Below are 16,736 nucleotides of genomic sequence, written 5' to 3'. Positions count from 1 at the left end.
ATGCGGAACGCGTCAACCGGCGCGGAGCGGCCAGCGGCCGTGCACGACATGGGTGGCCTTGCCGACCAAGCTCTCGACCAGGAGGATCTCGTCGACCGTCCAGCCTATGGCCGCGATCTTTTCGGCGCGGAGGCGATCGCCGGCATAGTTGATCGTGACGTGCGGCTCGGGCGTGGTGCCGAGCATCATCGGGGCTTTCTGTTCGACCAGGTGGCGGACCAAAGCGGCCTGGAAGGCGCGGGCCTCGGCAAGCGGCGCCTTGGTGCGCAGGGTAACCGCCTTGCGGTTCTCGATCCGATCGAAGGCGAGCGGGAAGGGCTTGGCGGCGAAGCTGTCGAGCGCGGCGACGGTGCGCGGGAGCCAGTCGGGCGGGGCGCGATGGAGGTCGAACAGCGATACCAGCGTGGCGTGGAGCAGCTCGGGGCCGCGGCCGGGATCGTTGCGGGCGAGCGCAGTGATCTGCGCCTGCACGTCCGGCGGCGGCTTGGCCTGGATGTAGAGCGGGTTGCGCGCGCGCATCGGAAGCGTCCGCGCCGCCGCTCAGCCTTCGGCTTCGCGCTCGAACGCCGCTTCGCCGCCGATCCGCGCCGCGGCCTTGCCGAGCAGCGACAGCACGACGACTGCGATGACGGTCGCGAGGATGGCATAGGTGTAGAGGCCGGTCAGGTCGTCGCCGAGGCCGAGCTTGGCCAAAGTCGCCTTGATCGCCTCGTTCCAGGCAAGCGCCGCGACCAGGCCGAGGCTGGCCGAGGCGAGCGCGATCATGGTCTGGATGAAGGCTCGGGGATTGGACATGGCACTTTCCTCCGCTTCGTGTGCGGCGAGACTGACGCAGGCCGCGCGCGGGCGCAAGATTGCATGGGGGAAGCGGGCGGACGGTGGCGTTCCCCACGCAAGTCAGGCCACGATTTCGCCGGGCGCATCGGGATCCGGCAGCGGGTCGAGCGGTGCGCAAAAGCCGCAGTCCCAAATTTCGATAACGCGCTCGAAGCTCTTGCCGCCGCGGCTGTGCGAGGCCTTCATCCGAAGCCGCGACGGGATGATGCTCGACCCCTTATATTCGGGGACGATCTCGAGCCGATCGATCAGGCCGCGTTCGCCATATTCCGACAGCATCTGGGTCAGCAGCGCGTGCGACGCCGCGGCCTCCGGCGTGACATAGCCGATATTGACCGCGGCCTTGGGACCGCCGAGCTCAACCGGGAAGAAGTGGATCTTCACGAGCAAATGCTTGCGCACCAGCTTCGCGGCCTCGCGCTTGGTCGTCACCGCGGCGAAATCGGGCGCGAGCGGCGGGGCCGGGACGGTGACTCGCTGGCCGGCGACGGCGACCGGTGTCGGCGAGAGCGGCAGAGCGAGCAGGGCCAATGCCAGCCGTAATATGCTGCCGCCGCGCTGTCGTGCAGTCTCGCTCCGCTCTTGCACCGCCCTCCTCCCGGATGTGAACGCCGCTGCGAAGGGTATCGACGTTTCCACGCGAATTGGAGGCAATCGCATCCGTTTCGGAGAGGATTGGCGGGCGAGGTGGGGCATGGGCGACTTTGTACGGAATTCGTAACTGGGCCACTCACTTTTCACGAAATCACTGTTTTGTTGAAACTGGTGGGAAGTTACCAGTTCGAAGCGATCCATCCCTTCGCCGACGGCAACGGCCGGGCCCGCTGCCGCTGCCGCTGTTGTAGATGAGCCCATATCTGGAGCGCCACAAGGATCGTTATATCGACCTGATTTACGCGGTGTCGCGCGACGGCGCGTGGGAAGACTGGATCGCATTCTTCCTGGAGGCGGTGGCGGCGTCTGCCGCGGAAACGATTTTCCGTGGTCGAGCGGCTGCAGGACTTGCAGCGCAACTATCGCGAACGATTCCAGACCGCACGGCGATCGGCGCTGATGCTGCGGATCATCGACTTGGCGTTCGAGCGGCCGGTGCGCTCGATCTCGGACTTCGCCGAGGCGCTGGGGGTGACCTATGGCGGCGCGATGAACAACATCAACGAGTTGATCGCGCAGGGTGTGGCGGAGGAGGTGGGCGGGGCCTATCCCAAGCTGATCCGCTTTCCGGGAGTACTGGAAGCGCTGCAAGTGGGATAAGTTTGCCCGCTAAAGTGCGCATTAGCGCGGTGCTGGGGTTGCGGAAAGCTTCAATCAAATATCTTTTTCAGCAAGCGCGGCGTCGACGGCTCGAACGATCGTTGATTTGGCATCATCGGCCGACGATTGCCAAATCGGCCATGGTACGGAGTAGTTTGTCTCACTGTCACGAGCCGAACTAGACCATCTCCCTTTGCTTTCCGGCGCAATCCTGAGCTCAAAACCTCGATACTTGGCGATCTGATGACCGTCTTCATTAGCAACCCAGTCGAGTGATTGCGCTTTCTGATCGGTGAGCCAGAGTCGCCTTACCTCTTCCGTGTTCTTCGTCGCGAGATCGCCTTGCCCCATGATGCCCAGAGCCACGGTTCCCCCAAGGCTTCCTTCGAGAGCTTGAATTCTTCCGGCTAGCTGATTTATAACTTCAGCTTGAGGGTCGGCTGTGACGGCATTCGCAAACACCCCAAGCGCTGCAGTAAGCGGGTTCGACACGTCGTTCGGATGGTTTTCAATCCATTCTATTTGAGCAATTACATCCAATCCTAATTTTTGTAAGGAGTGAACGTCGCCGGGGTCAAAGAAAAGAGTGCGCTGATTTGCCGTGTCGAAGGGGAGACGAGTACCACTCTCCGCAATCTGAATAACCGGCTTCTGCAGGGCATGTCTAATGCCGAGCTCATACATAACATTGGCGTTCAAGAAAGTCAAATCGGCTATACATAGTTCTGACTCATATAGGGCCGAAAATATAGCAGCAGTAATTTGCCCAGGATTAGTGCTCAGATCGGCTCTTTCGAGGCTGTACCCGCGCTTTTCCAGCACAGGCTTTAGCGCGATTTCGGAAACCATGTTCGCATGTCGACGTTCGGTGCTATGATCGCCGCCGATAGGCGTCACGACAAAACACCGCCTCTTTCTTTGCCTGTCCTGATCTTCAGTCATAATTTGACCCTTCCCGAAGCTCAGCCATGCTCCGTCCCCCCAGCCCCCATATACAGCTCGCTCGCTTCCTTAAACACCTGTTCATCTCCGCCATCCCGGCCGCGCCGCGACCTTGCTGGTGGTGGCGATCTCCGCGCGGATGGGCCGGTGGCAATGCTGCCTTCGACACTCTGGTTCTGCTTGTTGGCCAGGGCCGCGAGTTAGGGATCGCGGCTTGCTACAGCTGTCGCTATTTGCTGCGCGAGACGCAGTAAATTTCAAGCTTCCTGGCTGAAGCGTCGAGCGAATTTTCGGGCCGCACATCGCGCGGCCGATTGAACCGGCTGCGCCCGCGGAACGGGCGCGGCCCCGGTGCGCCATCTCGGTCCGGCCGACCTACGAAGGCATGCAGGCCTTGGCCCGGCGGTCGATGGTTTCGCTCGACAGGATCACGCTGGCACCGGGCACCTTTCCGGTCATTCGATAGGCTTCGACCTTCACTTGGCCGAGAGCCTCGTCTGCGCCGATCCCCTTGGATGCCGCATAAGCGCTCGTATACTTTGTCATGGTCGCAACATAGCCTCCGAAGCCTCCGCCGGAGACGGCCTTGTCTTCCACCAGGTTCGTTCTGGCGAAGATCAATGCGGCGCAGGACAGATCGGTTTCGCCCGCTGGCAGCGTCGCCTTGCTACCCGCAGGTGCGTTGCAACCGCCGATCAGCAGCAGAATCGCTCCCAGCGCCGCAGTCTTCTTGTCGTGCATGAGACACCCCCCTTGTTGGACGGCAGTTAACGCTCAAAAGATTGCAGTGAAGTTAGCGACGCATCCAGTTCAATCGTGCTCGCGGTCGCCCTGGCCCATGTACAGCTCGCTCCCCGTTTCCTTGAACACCTTGCTCATCTCCGCCATCCCGGCCAGCGCCGCGGCCTTGCTGGCGGCGGCGGCCTCCGCGCCACTGGGGCCGGTGGCGAGGAAGCCTTCGACGCCTTGGTTCTGCTTGTTGGCGAAGGCGCGGACTTCCTGGCTGATCTGCATCGAGCAGAATTTGGGGCCGCACATCGAGCAGAAATGCGCGGTCTTGGCGCCCTCCGCGGGCAGGGTCTGGTCGTGATATTCCTCGGCGGTGTCGGGATCGAGCGACAGGTTGAACTGGTCGCGCCAGCGGAACTCGAAGCGGGCCTTTGACAGGGCATTGTCGCGGACCTGCGCGGCGGGGTGACCCTTGGCCAGATCGGCGGCGTGGGCGGCGAGCTTGTAGGTCACCACGCCGACCTTGACGTCGTCGCGGTCCGGCAGCCCAAGGTGCTCCTTGGGCGTGACGTAGCAGAGCATCGCGGTGCCGTACCAGCCGATCATCGCGGCGCCGATGCCGCTGGTGATATGGTCATAGCCCGGCGCGATGTCGGTGGTGAGTGGCCCGAGCGTGTAGAACGGCGCCTCGCCGCAGACCTCGAGCTGCTTGTCCATATTCTCCTTGATCTTGTGCATCGGCACATGGCCGGGGCCTTCGATCATCACCTGGACGTCCTGCTTCCAGGCGCGGTGGGTGAGCTCGCCAAGCGTGTAGAGCTCGCTGAATTGGGCTTCGTCATTGGCGTCGGCGATTGAGCCGGGGCGCAGGCCGTCGCCGAGGCTGTAGGCGATGTCGTACGCCTTCATGATTTCGGTGATCTCGTCGAAGCGCTCGTAGAGGAAGCTCTCCTTGTGGTGGGCGAGGCACCATTTCGCCATGATGCTGCCGCCGCGGCTGACGATGCCGGTGACGCGCTTCGCGGCCATCGGGATGTAGCCGAGCCGCACGCCAGCATGGATGGTGAAATAGTCGACGCCCTGCTCGGCCTGCTCGATCAGCGTGTCGCGGAAAATCTCCCAGGTCAGCTCCTCGGCGATCCCGCCGACCTTTTCGAGCGCCTGGTAGATCGGGACGGTGCCGATCGGGACGGGAGAATTGCGGAGAATCCACTCGCGGGTGTCGTGGATGTTGCGCCCGGTGGAGAGGTCCATCACCGTGTCGGCGCCCCAGCGGATCGACCAGACCATCTTGTCGACTTCGGAGGCGACGTTCGAGGCGACCGCGCTGTTGCCGATATTGGCGTTGATCTTGACCAGGAAGTTGCGGCCGATCGCCATCGGCTCGCTCTCGGGGTGGTTGATGTTGTTGGGGATGATCGCGCGGCCGCGGGCGACTTCGTCGCGGACGAATTCGGGGGTGACGTAGTCGGGGATCGAGGCGCCGAAGCTCTCGCCGTCGCGGACATATTCGGCGAGGCGGGCGCGGCCGAGATTCTCGCGGGTCGCGACATATTCCATCTCGGGGGTGACGATGCCGCGGCGGGCATAGTGCATCTGGCTGACATTGGCGCCGGGCTTGGCGCGCAGCACCTGCTTGCGCACGTTCGGGAAGGGCTGGACGCCGCCGCTGCGGTCGGGGCCGAGCTGGCCGTTATCCTCGGGGCGGACTTCGCGCTGGGCGACTTCCTCGACATCGCCGCGGGCGCGGATCCAGGGGGCGCGCAACTCGGGAAGGCCGGCCATGATGTCGATCCGGGCCTGGGGATCGGTGTAGGGGCCCGAGGTGTCGTAGACGCGAATCGGCGGTTCGCCCGACGAGGGCTCGAGGTCGATTTCGCGCATCGCGACCTTGAGCGGGCCGACATGGATCTTTCGCGAGCCGCGGATCGGGCCGGTGGTTACCTGGAGCTCGGTGCGGGCGGGCCGCTGGGTTCCGGAGGAACCCAGTTCCATCTTCGAATCAACGTCGGCCATTCGTCTTCTCCTTGGACGGGAGAAAACGGACCTCGGGTGAAGCGCCGCTCCCTCCCTACGCCGGTGTCAGCCGGATCAGGTTCAGCGGGTCGAGGGCTGCGGCCCTCCTCTCAACCGCTGCGTCGGCGGTCCCCCGGGGATGGCCGACTCCTAGACCCATGGCCCGACGAGGGAAAGCGCGGATTTGCTCTGGACGGACGCGATCCGGCGGCTAGATTTTGCGGCGGGGAAGACGCGCATTCTGCGCGCAACAGGGGAGGATTTCATGCGCTACCGGCTTTCTGCCGCCATTCTGCTCGCCACCAGCTTGCCGGCCTCGGCTTTCGCGCAGGCAGGCAATACGATCTTCGTGCCGACCGGCAGCAGTGCGCCGGCGGTACCGCAGGAACCGGTCTCGGACGATAGTCCCGAGGACATCGCCAAGGATGCGGCGCGCGACCTCAAGGACAGCCGCTTCTACAACCGGCCCGGCGCGACGCGCGCGCAATATGATTCCGACTGGCAGACCTGCCGGCTGATCGCGCGCGGATCGCGCACGCCGTCGGGGACGATTCCCTATTATTACAACCCGGCGGTGATCTCGCCGGTGGCGGCGGGGGTCGGCGCGGGACTGGGCGGATTGTTCGCCAATCTGATCCAGCAGGGCCAGCAGCGCCGCGACAATCGTCGCTCGTGCCTGCTGATCAAGGGCTGGCGGCTGGTCGAGGTGCCGAGCGCGACCGCGGTCCGGGTCGCGGCGATGACCGATGCCGAGCGCAGCGCCTATTTCGACACGATCGTCGGCGCCGAGAAGGTCGAGGGCGAAGTGACCGAGCGGACCAGCTTCGTGCTGCCCGCCGATCCGCAGCTCCGCCTCGACGCGCCGCTCGCCGGGCCGGGGCAATTGTGGCTGGGCAAGAAAGTGGATCCCGCCGCGCCGTTCGCGCTCGCGCCGGGCGAGGCGGCGTTGGTGCTCGGCTTCCGCCGCCCCGACGAAGGCAGCGCGGGACGATCGGGCAGCCTCGCCATCGCCCGCTACGACGTGGCGGGGCGCGACCTCGTCTACCGGCCGAAGGACTGGAAGAAGAAGGGCGACAAGACGACCTACAGCCTGAACGTCGCGAGCAAGGACCGCAAGGCGGGCTATGAGGTGCAGGTGCTGCGGCTGACCCCGGGCGATTACGTGCTGATGGGCAGCGCGGTGGGCAAGCTGCCGGTGACCAACAGCTATTGCTTCGGCGCGCCGACCTTCCATGTCGGCGCGGGCGAAGTCGCCTATCTAGGCGACTTCGTGCCCTATATGGACGCGCGGATGTCGAGCGGCGCCAAGCTCAACGCGATCGCCTGGACGGCGCATGCCGAGGATGCACGGCAAGTGCTCTCCGCCAAGCAGGCGGGCCTCGCCGCGGCGCTCAAGCCGGCGACTTTGCGCAACCGTGCGACCTATGCCTGCTCGGCGATCACGATGGACCGCTGGGACCTGCCCGGCGCCGAGGCGCTGCCCGAGCCCGAGCCGCAGCCGGCGGCGACGACCGCAGGGCTCTGAATGCAAAAAGGGCGCCCGGCCTCGCGGCGGGGCGCCCCTCACGTGCCTTGCCGGCGGATTACAGCGTGTTCTTGACCTGGTCCTCGACGCGGGCGTCGTCGTCGTCATCGGCCTTGTCGGCGGCGTCGTGGCCGCGGTCCTCGACATTGTCGGCCTGGGCTTCGAGCGCATCGTGGAGCTGGTCGTTGCCGGCGGCGGCGGCCTGATCGGCCTGCGCTTCGAGCGCGTCGGACTTGTTCTCGGCCATCGATTCGATGTTCGACGCGGCCTGATCGTCGGCATTCTTGCCGCAGGCGCCGAGCGCGAGCAGGCCGGCGGCGACCACGGTCGCCTTGAGCAGAATCTTCATGGGGTTCCCCTTATGGTTTCGCGGGCCCGATTCGGGCCTCGCGCACCAATCGCCGAAACCGCACTAGGTTCCGGATGCAGGGCTGGGGCGGCCCCGCGGCTTACTTGATCTTGGCTTCCTTGAACTCGACATGCTTGCGCACGACGGGATCATACTTGCGGAAGGAGAACTTCTCGGTCTGGGTGCGGGGGTTCTTCTTCGTAACGTAGAAGAAACCCGTGTCCGCCGTGCTGACGAGCTTGATCTTGACAGTGGTCGGCTTGGCCATGACCCGAAACCCTTGAATCGTTCGAAAAGAAATAGCGGCGCGCGCAGGCGCACCGCTGTCAGGCCGGGGCGGATGCGCGAGTCTGGGGGAAAAGTCAAGAAGGCGCCGTCACCGGCCTGCCGACTAGTTGCTTTTCTTTGCTTCGGCCATGAGCTTGTCGGTGAGCGCGGCCATGCGCTGCTGCATCCCGGTCGCCGTCTTGGCCATCATCGAACGTTGCACCGCCATCAGATCGGGATCGGTCATGATCGTCGGCGCCTGTTCGACATAGGCGTGGCCCGCGGGCGTCTGGAAGAAGGTGTCGATCGCCTGCAACTGGTCGAGCGTGAAGCGCCGCGCATAGGCCCGGGCCATCGCGTCGAACATGGCCGGCATCGACTTCTTGAGCGTCGCGATCGAACGCTCGAACTCGTCCTTCATGAAGCCGTCGAAGGTGGCCATCATTTTCGGATTCTCGGTCCGGGCCTCCGCGAGAAGCGGTCCGTTGAGCATCGTATCGCGGATATTCTGCATCATCGGGCGCACCATCTGCTCGACCATCGCGTCGCGGCGGTCGGCGGGCATCACCCGTTCCATCAGCGCCTGCGCCGCGGCAAGCCGGGCGGGATCGGGCGCAGCGGCGACCGCCGGTGCCGTCTGGACGTGCGCCAAGGCCGGCAGACCGGTGGCAAGAGCGGCGGCGATGGCAAGCGATCGAAGCATCGGAGTCCCTCAAATCTGGCGCGGCGCGGCGTATGCATTGCCGATGCCTGCGCAATATGACGATATGACAGGGATGGAAGTGCTCGTCCCCGCCTTTCTGCTCGCCTTGCTCGCCCAGACGAGCGACCGGCCGGCATTGCTCACTGCGATCCTCGCCGATCGCTTCCGGCGGCCGCTGGTCGTCGCGCTCGCGGCGGGACTGGCGCATGGGGCGGGCAGCGTGCTCGCCGCGATCGCCGGCGCGGCAGTCGCCCCGACGCTGCGGCCCGATGCGAGTGCCCTGCTGCTCGCGGTCGCCTTGCTTGCCGGTGCGGTGACGGGGCTGATCCGCACGAGGCTGCCGAGCCGGCTCGAGCGCTGGCGTCTCGGGCCGCTGGTCACGCCGCTGCTCGGCATTTTCGTGCTCGCGCTCGGCGAGCAGACGCAGTTCTTCACCTTTGCGCTGGCGGCGGGCGGGTCGTCCTGGCTCGCGGCGGCAGGAAGCACGCTCGGCGCGCTGGCGGTGGGAATCGTCGCGGCGGTGCTGGGTGAGTCCGAGTGGCGCCGGCTGCCGCTGCGCTGGCTGCGCTATACCGTATCGGCGCTGTTCCTGGTTGCGGGGATCGTCATCGGGCTCGGGGCGTTGCGGCTGACAGGGTGATCGACGGGGCTGATCGCTCTCATCGAAATTTGCGCGTGGCAGCGCGCGGAGCGAACCCTATATCGCGCTCGTTGGGCAACCGTATCGTTTTTTGGAGGAAATGATGGCAGACACCAAGGCGCTAGAGACGCCCACCGACCTCAACCGCAACGACACCAAGAGCGTCGCCGATGCGCTCAACAGCGCGCTGGCCGATTGCTTCACGCTTTATTTCAAGACCAAGAATTTCCATTGGCACGTCTCGGGCCCGCATTTCCGCGACTATCACCTGCTGCTCGACGACCAGGCAGCGCAGATCTACGGCGTCACCGATGCGATCGCCGAGCGCGTGCGCAAGACTGGCAACGTCACGATTCGCTCGATCGGCGACATCGCGCGCCGCCAGACGATCCAGGACAATGATGCGGATTTCGTGGCGCCGGGCGACATGCTCGCCGAGCTGCGCGACGACAATCTCAAGCTGGTCGAGAGCTTCCGCGCGGTGAAGCAGGCCGCCGAGGACGCCGGCGACAATGCGACCAGCGGCATCGTCGACGAATGGACCGACCAGGCCGAAGAGCGCGCCTGGTTCCTGTTCGAGGCCAGCCGCAAGGGGTGAGCACCTAAAGATCTCCCCCGCCAGGGGGAGGTGTCAGCGCAGCTGACGGAGGGGAGGAATCACCGAGCGTAGTGAGTCCTCCCCCTCCGTCGCCACCTCCCCCTGGCGGGGGAGGATAAACGTCGCACCGAGTCGAACGTCAATTTGACTCAAGTCTGCGCAACCAGTGCGAGGTAGATCATGCCCCCCATGATCTAGGATCGCGCGGGGCGCGATCCGACCTCGCACTCCCAACGGGAGAGGGAAGAAGGATCACTTGATCGCGGCGAGGTCGGTTTCGACCTTCTTGAGCGCTTCGTCGGTGAGCTTGCCGTTCGACATCGGCTGGACCGCGCGCAGGCTCATGCCCTTGAACATGTCGTAGGACGGATGGGTGCTGACGCCGGGAAGGTCGGCGTCGAGCACGGCCTTGGCCTGGGCGTCGGCGACGATCGCCTCGATCGGCGTATCGAGGTTGAACTTGGCGGCGGCAGCGGGTGCGGCCGGTGCGGGCGCGGTCTGGGCAAAGGCGGCGGGTGCGAGGCAGGCGAGCGCGGCGGCAGCCGGAACGATGAACTTCATGTGAGCGGAACCCTCCCAAGGACCGGCAGGCTGCCGGCGGCGCGAACCTAGCGGCAATTTTACGGGATCGCCATGGCTGAGCGGGATCACGGAAGCGGATGCCTCCGCCTTGGTCGAGCGATGATCACCGACAGGTTTTTCGCCCCAGCGGCGCGATATAGCGAATACGGCCATCGGTGACCGCAACTTGCACGCATTGGCCCGTCGCGTCGTTCGACCGGATCGTATATGCGCTCTCACCCGCCTGATAGGCGCGAAGCGTCTTGAACCCTCGGCGCTGCAGCTCGACATCGGCGCTCGACGCACGCATCGTCACAAGGTCGTTCAGGGGGACGGAACCGCGGGTTGGCGCCCGCTCGCCGGAATAGCTTGATTCGGAAGCTTGGTTGCAATCGGGGGCCAGCGTTCTGGTGATCGCGTCGAACCTGCCTTCGACCACCGCGATGCTCACGCATTGTCGCTGCGCCGGGTTCCACCAATAGCTCCACGCCCGGTCGTCGCCCTTTTCGGTTTTGATGTGCACCCAGCCGCGCGACTCCATCTGCGTTTCGCCGCCGGCAGCGCGCGCACCGACGAGGTCGGCGACGTCGCCAGGCGTCTGTGCCGATGCAGAGAGAGGAAGGGTGGCGGCAATGCCGGCCAAGAAGAGTGCGAAACGCATGGAATGATCCTCCTCGCTGAGCACATGAGGTAGCTAACGCGTGAAGAGGAAGCCAATCAGGACGAGGAAGGCCACCCCCTCGAAGAGCCCGACTAGCACGCTTGCCGCAGCGCCGACATATCCCTTGGCGAGCGTCCGGGAAAACCAGCGAATCTCCAGCAGCAGGAAATTGATCGTGGTCGCACCCAGCAATGCGATGCCGGCGGTCCGAATCGCTGGATGCGGCACGATCGCGAGACTGGTGCCCAGGCTGAGCCCGAGGGCGAACACGGCGGTGGGATAGCATTGCTCGTAGAAGGGCAGGCGCAATGAGCGTCGGTCCAGCGCCTGGCCGGACGCGCGGACAAGGCGGGCTGCGAGAAACAAGGCGAATGACGCGAACACCACCATGCGCAGCGCCAGCGCACTGGCATTGTCGTTGACGAGGCCGGCGAGGCCGTGGCGATTGGCAATGATCGCGTCGGTCTGACCAAGCGCGGTGGCGACCGTATGGGCGAGCAGCAACGCCAAAGCGAGGAAGAGCGGCGGACTGAGCACCGAGGCATATTGCTCGTCTTGCGGAAGCAGCGATTCTCTCGCGACCTCTTCCATCACACCGAATGGACGAAGTGCTGCGCGCGCCAAGGTGAGCGGAAAGAAAAGCAGCCAGCTCATCACTTCGTAGAGAAGCTCGTCGAGCGAGTTTAGCCACTTCATGAAGTCCATGCGGCCATGATGCGTTGGGACGCCATGCGCCGCAATCCCGCGCTTTGACCGGCTCGGCGCTGAATCGTGACGGGAGCGCATCGGCGGCATCATGCGTTGCGCGACCATGCGCGCCTTCGCCGATCTGCTCGACGCCCTGATCTATACCCGCTCGCGCAACGCCAAATTGCGGCTGATCGGCGATTATCTGGCGAGCGCCCCCGATCCCGATCGCGGCTGGGCGATGGCGGCGCTGACCGGGACGCTCGATTTGCCCGCGGTCAAGCCGGCGCTGGTCCGGGCGCTGATCGAGACGCGCGTCGATCCGGTGCTCTATGCGCTGAGCCGCGATTTCGTCGGCGATTCGGCCGAGACGATCGCCTTGTTATGGCCGACCCCCGACGTGCCCCCGCCGACCAGCGAGCCGCTGACCCTGTCCGAAGTGGTGCGCGTGCTCGGCACGATCTCCAAGTCCGATGCGCCGGCGGCGCTGGCGGGGATGCTCGACCGGCTCGAGGCCGATGAGCGCTTCGCCCTGCTCAAGCTGGCGATGGGGGCGCTGCGCGTCGGTGTGTCGGCGCGGCTGGCCAAGACCGCGCTGGCGCAGGCGTTCGGGCTCGATGTCGATGCCGTGGAGGAAGTGTGGCACGGGCTGGCGCCGCCTTATGCGCCGCTGTTCGACTGGGCCGAGGGGCGGGGCACTCAGCCGACGCCAGACAATGTGCCCGTCTTCCGTCCGTTCATGCTCGCGCATCCGCTCGAGGAGACGCAGGTCAGTCTCGACGACTATGCCGCCGAGTGGAAATGGGACGGGATCCGCGTCCAGCTCGTCCATGTCGCGGGCGAAACAAGGCTGTACAGCCGCGCGGGCGACGACATCACGCACAGCTTTCCGGAGGTCGCCCAGGCCTTCGCGACGCCGGGGGTGCTCGACGGCGAATTGCTGGTCAAGGGCAGCGCGCAGGGCGGCGAGGGGGGCGCGGCGAGCTTCAACGCGCTCCAGCAGCGGCTGGGGCGCAAGGTGGTGCCGGCCAAGACGCTGGCCGAATATCCGGCGTTCGTGCGGCTCTACGACATTTTGTTCGACGGGCTGGAGGATCTGCGCGCGCTGCCTTGGTCCGAGCGGCGGGTGCGGCTCGAGGGATTCGCCGCGCGTCTCGATCCCGAGCGGTTCGATATCTCGGCGGTGATCGAAGCGGCGGACTTTGCCGGGCTCGAGGAGATCCGCGCCGGCGCACGCGACGCGGCGATCGAGGGGGTGATGCTCAAGCGCCGCGATTCGCCTTATGTCGGCGGGCGGCGCGTCGGGCTTTGGTACAAATGGAAGCGCGATCCGCTGACCGCCGATTGCGTGCTGATGTACGCCCAGCGCGGCAGCGGAAAGCGCAGCTCCTTTTATTCGGACTTCACCTTCGGGGCCTGGACGCCCGAGGGCGAATTGCTGCCGGTCGGCAAGGCCTATTTCGGCTTCACCGACGAGGAGCTGAAATGGCTCGACCATCATGTCCGCAATCACACGGTCAAGCGGTTCGGCCCGGTGCGCGAGACCGACAAGTCGCTGGTGCTGGAGGTGGCGTTCGATTCGATCCACGAATCGAAGCGGCACAAATCGGGGCTGGCGATGCGCTTCCCGCGGATCAGCCGGATCCGCAACGACAAGCCGGCGCGCGAAGCCGACACGATCGAGACGCTGCGCAAGCTGGCGACCTGACCCCCTCGACTTCGTGGCGCCTTGCAATAAGCTCGGCGAAAACAGGGGGAGACGCTACATGATCCGCACGCTGCTTGCCGCCACTGCCATGCTCGCGCTGGCGCCGTCTGCGTTCGCGCAGACCTATGCGATCCAGGCCGGGCGTCTGATCACCGATGCGGCCAAGCCGGCACGCGGCCCTTCGACGGTGATCGTCGACAAGGGGCGGATCCTCCGCATCGAGGACGGCGCCACCGCGCCCGCCGGCGCGACGGTGGTCGATATGCGCGGCAAGACCGTGCTGCCGGGGCTGATCGACGTCCATGTCCACCTGACGATGAACGCCGGCGAGCCCTGGTATCAGGGAATGACCACCAAATATTCGGAGGCCTATTCGACCACGGTCGGCCTCAGGAATGCGCTGATCACGGCGCGTGCGGGCTTCACCACGGTGCGCGATCTCGGCGGCGGCCTCGATGCCAGCCTGGCGATGCGCGACGCGATCGCCGAGGGGGGCTTTCCCGGGCCGCGGATCCAGGTGTCCGGGCCGGCGCTGTCGATCATCGGCGGGCATGGCGACATGACCGCGGGACTGTCGCCCGAATTGCGCCAGGCGATCGACCACGAGGGCGTGCAATTCTGGGTGTGCACCGGCGCGGCCGAATGCGCCAAGGCGGTGCGCCGGCTCGCCGCGGCGGGCGTCGACGCGATCAAGTTCCACGCCACCGGCGGGGTGCTCGATCCGGGCGCGATGGGGCTCGAGCAGCACTTCACCGACGAAGAGATGAAGGCGATCTGCGACACCGCGCACGAGATGCACCGCAAATGCGCGGCACATGCGCATGGCGCGCGCGGGATCGAGGCGGCGGTGCGCGCCGGAGTCGATTCGATCGAGCACGGCACCTTTGCCGACGATACCGATGTGCAGCTGATGAAGGCGCGCGGAACGTACTTCTCGGCCACGCTGATGGCGTTCAGCGGGCTCGACATGTATCTCGGCAAGGGCATCTTCGCGCCCGCGAGCGAAGTGAAGGCGCGCCAGACGCTCGACCAATGGGGCAAGGCGCTCGGGCGTGCGTACAAGGCGGGGGTCAAGATCGCGCTCGGCACCGACGCCGCGGTCTATCCGCACGGCCGCAACGCCGAGGAGGTTGGGCTGATGGTCACCAAGGCGGGGATGACTCCGCGCGATGCGCTGATCGCGGCGACCAAGGGTGGCGCCGACCTGCTCGGGCTGGCGGCGGAGACGGGGACGCTCGACGCCGGCAAGTCGGCCGACCTGATCGCGGTCGACGGCGATCCGCTGAGCGATCCCGCCGCATTGCTCCATGTCGGCTACGTCATGGCCGCGGGCAAGCCGATCCCGATGCAGTGAGGCCCGAGACGCTTGCCCCAGCGATGATGCTCGCCTCGGGGTCGATCCACGCGGTGGTCAATGCCGTGCTCAAGGGCGGCAAGGACAAGATGGCCGGGCGCGCGCTGATCGACGGATCGAGCGCGGTGTTGCTGCTGCCGGCGACTCTGCTGGTGCCGCTGCCTGCGGGGGCGTGGGGCTGGCTCGCGGCGACGGCGTTGCTGCACTGCGCCTATCTCTACGCACTGGTCCGTGCCTTCGAGACCAGCGACTTCTCGGCGGCCTATCCGATCCTGCGCGGCACCGCGCCGCTGGTCACCGCGGCGCTGGCGATCGGCGTGTTCGGCGAGGCGGCGCGTGCGCGCGAGCTAGCGGGAATCGCATTGATCGGCGCGGCGATGTTCGTGATGGTCAGCGGGCGGCACATCAGCCGCGAAGGGCTCGGCTGGGCGTTGTTCACCGGCGTTACCATCGCCGCCTATACGGTAATCGACGCGCACGGGGTGCGCGCGGCGCCGACGCCGGCGAGCTTCATCGTGTGGATGTTCGTGCTGATGGGCAGCCTGACCGTGACGATGTTCGCGGGCCTGTCGCGCGGGCGGATCTTCGCCTCGGCGCGGACCCAGTGGCGCGCCGGCGCGGTGGCGGGGGCGCTGTCGATCCTGACCTACGGTCTGGCGCTCAGTGCCTTCGCGCTGGGACCGACCGCGCCGCTCGCGGCGCTGCGCGAAACGGGAATGGTCACCGCGCTGCTGATCGCGACCTTCGTGCTCAAGGAGCGCGTGACCGCCGGGCGCGCGGTCGGCGTGCTCGGGATATTGGGTGGGGCGGTGTTGATCCTGACGCGGTGAATCGTGCTGCTGCTTTCGCAGGAGCACTAGGCCGGATCGCTGAGCAGCGCGCGGCAGGCGAGGATGTGGACGGCGAGGTCCTTGGCGGGACAGGCGACTTCGCCGCGCAGCCATGTTTGGAGCATCGTCCGCTGTGCGGCGGCGGCGGCCATTGCCGGGAGAGTCGCCGCGGTGCCGCGTCGTGCGGTGATCAAAACGGCGATGCGGCGCTGGAGCCGGTCGCCGGTGCGGCCGTCGAACAGCAAGCGCGCAACGCCGCGCTGGTCCCAGACATGCTCGAGCATCGCGCGGACCTGGACGGGGCTCGCCCGGCCGAGTGCGGCGCTGGCGAGCGTGTGGAGGATCGGCTCGACCGCGGCGACCAGCACGTCCTCCTTGCTGCGGAAATGCTCGTAGAAGGTCGAGCGGCCGACCCCGGCGGCGGCGATCAGCTCGGCGGTGCGGATCGCGTCGTAGCGGCGGGCGCGCGCGAGCTCGGTGAACGCGCGCAGGATCGCCTCGCGGGTGCGCTGGGCGCGCGGGTCGGTGGGCTCCGCCATATTGAGTTTGTAGCGCAGCGCCGCGCAGCCGCACCGGACTTTTGCGCCGCTTCGTCCGGAAGCCGCCGCGCGCGTCGGTTTCGCTCTCGCGCGGCCGCCGGGCGCGAGGCAGGGTGCGGCGGCAAACCGAGGAGTGGACGATGAGCGATGCGCATTATGTGGCAGCGATCCTGCCGAGCGACGATCTCGACGCGAGCGAGGCGTTCTACGCGCGGCTCGGGTTCGACGTGGTCAGCGATCATGGCCATTACCGCATCCTCGCCGACGGGCGCGGCTGGCATCTCCATCTCAACCGGGTGCGCGGCTGGCCGGGCAATGTCGAGGACAATCCGATCGGGCTGTATCTGTATGTCGAGGATGTCGACGCGGTCGCCGACAAGGTGCGCGAGTTGATCCTCGCGCCCGGCGCGCCCGAGCGCAAACCCTGGGGCGTGTACGAGTTCGCAGTGAGCGATCCGAGCGGGACTTTGGTGCGGGTGGGGCGCGTGCTGGAGTAGTAGGTCGTAAGCCCCTCCCCTTCAGGGGAGGGGTTGGGG

The 16,736-nt window shown here is 66.2% G+C and carries 21 protein-coding genes and 1 riboswitch; of the genes, 8 read left to right on the top strand and 13 right to left on the bottom strand.

The genetic code is table 11. The annotated features are described in order from the left end of the window. Positions 1–12: 12 nt before the first annotated feature. From AC3WJI_RS10510 to AC3WJI_RS10500, 3 genes are all read right to left on the bottom strand, one after another. Positions 13–519, bottom strand: coding sequence for a 2'-5' RNA ligase family protein (locus AC3WJI_RS10510; protein WP_492757212.1), 507 nt, complete (start codon positions 517–519; stop codon positions 13–15). Between the two features lie 21 nt (positions 520–540). Next, complete coding sequence (locus AC3WJI_RS10505; RefSeq protein WP_492757211.1) at positions 541–795, bottom strand: DUF5654 family protein; 255 nt, start codon at positions 793–795, stop codon at positions 541–543. 102 nt (positions 796–897) lie between these two features. Next, positions 898–1,425 carry a hypothetical protein gene (locus AC3WJI_RS10500; protein ID WP_492757210.1) on the bottom strand — a complete coding sequence of 176 codons (528 nt, stop codon included), beginning with the start codon at positions 1,423–1,425 and terminating at the stop codon, positions 898–900. A gap of 393 nt (positions 1,426–1,818) precedes the next feature. On the opposite strand from AC3WJI_RS10500, the gene AC3WJI_RS10495 reads away from it, so the two are divergent. Beyond that, entirely contained in the window at positions 1,819–2,091 is a 273-nt protein-coding gene (locus AC3WJI_RS10495) for a hypothetical protein (RefSeq protein WP_492757209.1), read from the top strand. A 54-nt stretch (positions 2,092–2,145) separates the two neighbouring features. Here the strand turns inward: AC3WJI_RS10495 and AC3WJI_RS10490 are convergent, their stop codons facing one another. The 3 genes from AC3WJI_RS10490 to thiC form a co-directional block, all read right to left on the bottom strand. Then, positions 2,146–3,033: a hypothetical protein gene (locus AC3WJI_RS10490; RefSeq protein WP_492757208.1), complete on the bottom strand. Its 888-nt coding sequence runs from the start codon at positions 3,031–3,033 to the stop codon at positions 2,146–2,148. A gap of 375 nt (positions 3,034–3,408) precedes the next feature. Beyond that, on the bottom strand, positions 3,409–3,774 hold the full coding sequence (locus AC3WJI_RS10485) for a hypothetical protein (protein ID WP_492757207.1): 366 nt from the start codon (positions 3,772–3,774) through the stop codon (positions 3,409–3,411). A 69-nt stretch (positions 3,775–3,843) separates the two neighbouring features. Next, complete coding sequence (thiC, locus tag AC3WJI_RS10480; protein ID WP_492757206.1) at positions 3,844–5,778, bottom strand: phosphomethylpyrimidine synthase ThiC; 1,935 nt, start codon at positions 5,776–5,778, stop codon at positions 3,844–3,846. A 35-nt stretch (positions 5,779–5,813) separates the two neighbouring features. Continuing rightward, positions 5,814–5,924, bottom strand: a riboswitch (TPP riboswitch). A 119-nt stretch (positions 5,925–6,043) separates the two neighbouring features. Here thiC and AC3WJI_RS10475 point away from each other — a divergent pair. Further along, positions 6,044–7,303, top strand: coding sequence for a hypothetical protein (locus AC3WJI_RS10475; protein WP_492757205.1), 1,260 nt, complete (start codon positions 6,044–6,046; stop codon positions 7,301–7,303). Between the two features lie 58 nt (positions 7,304–7,361). On the opposite strand, the gene AC3WJI_RS10470 is transcribed toward AC3WJI_RS10475, so the two are convergent. The 3 genes from AC3WJI_RS10470 to AC3WJI_RS10460 all read right to left on the bottom strand — a co-directional run bounded on the left by AC3WJI_RS10470 (position 7,362) and on the right by AC3WJI_RS10460 (position 8,622). After that, positions 7,362–7,652 (bottom strand): hypothetical protein, encoded by a 291-nt coding sequence (locus tag AC3WJI_RS10470; RefSeq protein WP_492757204.1) that lies wholly within the window; start codon positions 7,650–7,652, stop codon positions 7,362–7,364. A gap of 100 nt (positions 7,653–7,752) precedes the next feature. Further along, entirely contained in the window at positions 7,753–7,920 is a 168-nt protein-coding gene (gene rpmG / locus AC3WJI_RS10465; protein WP_025560997.1) for a 50S ribosomal protein L33, read from the bottom strand. A gap of 123 nt (positions 7,921–8,043) precedes the next feature. Continuing rightward, the gene (locus AC3WJI_RS10460) at positions 8,044–8,622 is read right to left on the bottom strand and encodes a DUF2059 domain-containing protein (RefSeq protein ID WP_492757203.1); all 579 of its coding nucleotides are present in this window, start codon (positions 8,620–8,622) and stop codon (positions 8,044–8,046) included. A gap of 73 nt (positions 8,623–8,695) precedes the next feature. Here AC3WJI_RS10460 and AC3WJI_RS10455 point away from each other — a divergent pair, with 73 nt between their 5' ends. Together AC3WJI_RS10455 and AC3WJI_RS10450 are read left to right on the top strand one after the other, a co-directional pair. Beyond that, positions 8,696–9,262, top strand: a complete 567-nt coding sequence (locus AC3WJI_RS10455; protein ID WP_492757202.1) for a TMEM165/GDT1 family protein — start codon at positions 8,696–8,698, stop codon at positions 9,260–9,262. Between the two features lie 103 nt (positions 9,263–9,365). Further along, positions 9,366–9,860: a Dps family protein gene (locus AC3WJI_RS10450; RefSeq protein WP_492757201.1), complete on the top strand. Its 495-nt coding sequence runs from the start codon at positions 9,366–9,368 to the stop codon at positions 9,858–9,860. A 252-nt stretch (positions 9,861–10,112) separates the two neighbouring features. Here AC3WJI_RS10450 and AC3WJI_RS10445 read toward each other — a convergent pair whose 3' ends face one another. From AC3WJI_RS10445 to AC3WJI_RS10435, 3 genes are all read right to left on the bottom strand, one after another. Then, positions 10,113–10,421, bottom strand: coding sequence for a hypothetical protein (locus AC3WJI_RS10445; protein ID WP_492757200.1), 309 nt, complete (start codon positions 10,419–10,421; stop codon positions 10,113–10,115). A 124-nt stretch (positions 10,422–10,545) separates the two neighbouring features. Then, positions 10,546–11,082, bottom strand: a complete 537-nt coding sequence (locus AC3WJI_RS10440) for a hypothetical protein (protein WP_492757199.1) — start codon at positions 11,080–11,082, stop codon at positions 10,546–10,548. A 33-nt stretch (positions 11,083–11,115) separates the two neighbouring features. Then, on the bottom strand, positions 11,116–11,787 hold the full coding sequence (locus AC3WJI_RS10435) for a hypothetical protein (RefSeq protein WP_492757198.1): 672 nt from the start codon (positions 11,785–11,787) through the stop codon (positions 11,116–11,118). Between the two features lie 106 nt (positions 11,788–11,893). Between AC3WJI_RS10435 and AC3WJI_RS10430 the strand changes: the two genes are divergently transcribed. From AC3WJI_RS10430 to AC3WJI_RS10420, 3 genes are read left to right on the top strand one after another with little or no spacing between them, the layout of a single operon-like run. After that, positions 11,894–13,477 (top strand): cisplatin damage response ATP-dependent DNA ligase, encoded by a 1,584-nt coding sequence (locus AC3WJI_RS10430; RefSeq protein ID WP_492757257.1) that lies wholly within the window; start codon positions 11,894–11,896, stop codon positions 13,475–13,477. A gap of 58 nt (positions 13,478–13,535) precedes the next feature. Further along, a complete protein-coding gene (locus AC3WJI_RS10425; protein WP_492757197.1) occupies positions 13,536–14,831 on the top strand; it encodes a metal-dependent hydrolase family protein in 1,296 nt (431 codons plus the stop codon). A gap of 23 nt (positions 14,832–14,854) precedes the next feature. After that, entirely contained in the window at positions 14,855–15,661 is an 807-nt protein-coding gene (locus AC3WJI_RS10420; RefSeq protein WP_492757196.1) for an EamA family transporter, read from the top strand. 26 nt (positions 15,662–15,687) lie between these two features. Here the strand turns inward: AC3WJI_RS10420 and AC3WJI_RS10415 are convergent, their stop codons facing one another. After that, a complete protein-coding gene (locus AC3WJI_RS10415) occupies positions 15,688–16,200 on the bottom strand; it encodes a TetR/AcrR family transcriptional regulator (protein ID WP_492757195.1) in 513 nt (170 codons plus the stop codon). A 140-nt stretch (positions 16,201–16,340) separates the two neighbouring features. Here AC3WJI_RS10415 and AC3WJI_RS10410 point away from each other — a divergent pair, with 140 nt between their 5' ends. Next, positions 16,341–16,697 carry a VOC family protein gene (locus AC3WJI_RS10410; RefSeq protein ID WP_492757194.1) on the top strand — a complete coding sequence of 119 codons (357 nt, stop codon included), beginning with the start codon at positions 16,341–16,343 and terminating at the stop codon, positions 16,695–16,697. Positions 16,698–16,736 lie beyond the last annotated feature (39 nt).

It is taken from the genome of Sphingomonas sp. FW306-1B-B10E, assembly GCF_058782005.1.
Note: the sequence above shows the minus strand (reverse complement) of the source record. Positions and strands in the feature narration are given on the sequence as shown.

Excerpts from the sequence above, each read along its gene's own strand:
- AC3WJI_RS10510 (WP_492757212.1), bottom strand. The coding sequence starts at position 519 with ATGCGCGCGCGCAACCCGCTCTACATCCAGGCCAAGCCGCCGCCGGAC.
- AC3WJI_RS10505 (WP_492757211.1), bottom strand. The coding sequence starts at position 795 with ATGTCCAATCCCCGAGCCTTCATCCAGACCATGATCGCGCTCGCCTCG.
- AC3WJI_RS10490 (WP_492757208.1), bottom strand. The coding sequence starts at position 3,033 with ATGACTGAAGATCAGGACAGGCAAAGAAAGAGGCGGTGTTTTGTCGTG.
- AC3WJI_RS10485 (WP_492757207.1), bottom strand. The coding sequence starts at position 3,774 with ATGCACGACAAGAAGACTGCGGCGCTGGGAGCGATTCTGCTGCTGATC.
- thiC (WP_492757206.1), bottom strand. The coding sequence starts at position 5,778 with ATGGCCGACGTTGATTCGAAGATGGAACTGGGTTCCTCCGGAACCCAG.
- AC3WJI_RS10475 (WP_492757205.1), top strand. The coding sequence starts at position 6,044 with ATGCGCTACCGGCTTTCTGCCGCCATTCTGCTCGCCACCAGCTTGCCG.
- AC3WJI_RS10470 (WP_492757204.1), bottom strand. The coding sequence starts at position 7,652 with ATGAAGATTCTGCTCAAGGCGACCGTGGTCGCCGCCGGCCTGCTCGCG.
- rpmG (WP_025560997.1), bottom strand. The coding sequence starts at position 7,920 with ATGGCCAAGCCGACCACTGTCAAGATCAAGCTCGTCAGCACGGCGGAC.
- AC3WJI_RS10460 (WP_492757203.1), bottom strand. The coding sequence starts at position 8,622 with ATGCTTCGATCGCTTGCCATCGCCGCCGCTCTTGCCACCGGTCTGCCG.
- AC3WJI_RS10455 (WP_492757202.1), top strand. The coding sequence starts at position 8,696 with ATGGAAGTGCTCGTCCCCGCCTTTCTGCTCGCCTTGCTCGCCCAGACG.
- AC3WJI_RS10450 (WP_492757201.1), top strand. The coding sequence starts at position 9,366 with ATGGCAGACACCAAGGCGCTAGAGACGCCCACCGACCTCAACCGCAAC.
- AC3WJI_RS10445 (WP_492757200.1), bottom strand. The coding sequence starts at position 10,421 with ATGAAGTTCATCGTTCCGGCTGCCGCCGCGCTCGCCTGCCTCGCACCC.
- AC3WJI_RS10440 (WP_492757199.1), bottom strand. The coding sequence starts at position 11,082 with ATGCGTTTCGCACTCTTCTTGGCCGGCATTGCCGCCACCCTTCCTCTC.
- AC3WJI_RS10435 (WP_492757198.1), bottom strand. The coding sequence starts at position 11,787 with ATGGACTTCATGAAGTGGCTAAACTCGCTCGACGAGCTTCTCTACGAA.
- AC3WJI_RS10430 (WP_492757257.1), top strand. The coding sequence starts at position 11,894 with ATGCGCGCCTTCGCCGATCTGCTCGACGCCCTGATCTATACCCGCTCG.
- AC3WJI_RS10425 (WP_492757197.1), top strand. The coding sequence starts at position 13,536 with ATGATCCGCACGCTGCTTGCCGCCACTGCCATGCTCGCGCTGGCGCCG.
- AC3WJI_RS10420 (WP_492757196.1), top strand. The coding sequence starts at position 14,855 with ATGATGCTCGCCTCGGGGTCGATCCACGCGGTGGTCAATGCCGTGCTC.
- AC3WJI_RS10415 (WP_492757195.1), bottom strand. The coding sequence starts at position 16,200 with ATGGCGGAGCCCACCGACCCGCGCGCCCAGCGCACCCGCGAGGCGATC.
- AC3WJI_RS10410 (WP_492757194.1), top strand. The coding sequence starts at position 16,341 with ATGAGCGATGCGCATTATGTGGCAGCGATCCTGCCGAGCGACGATCTC.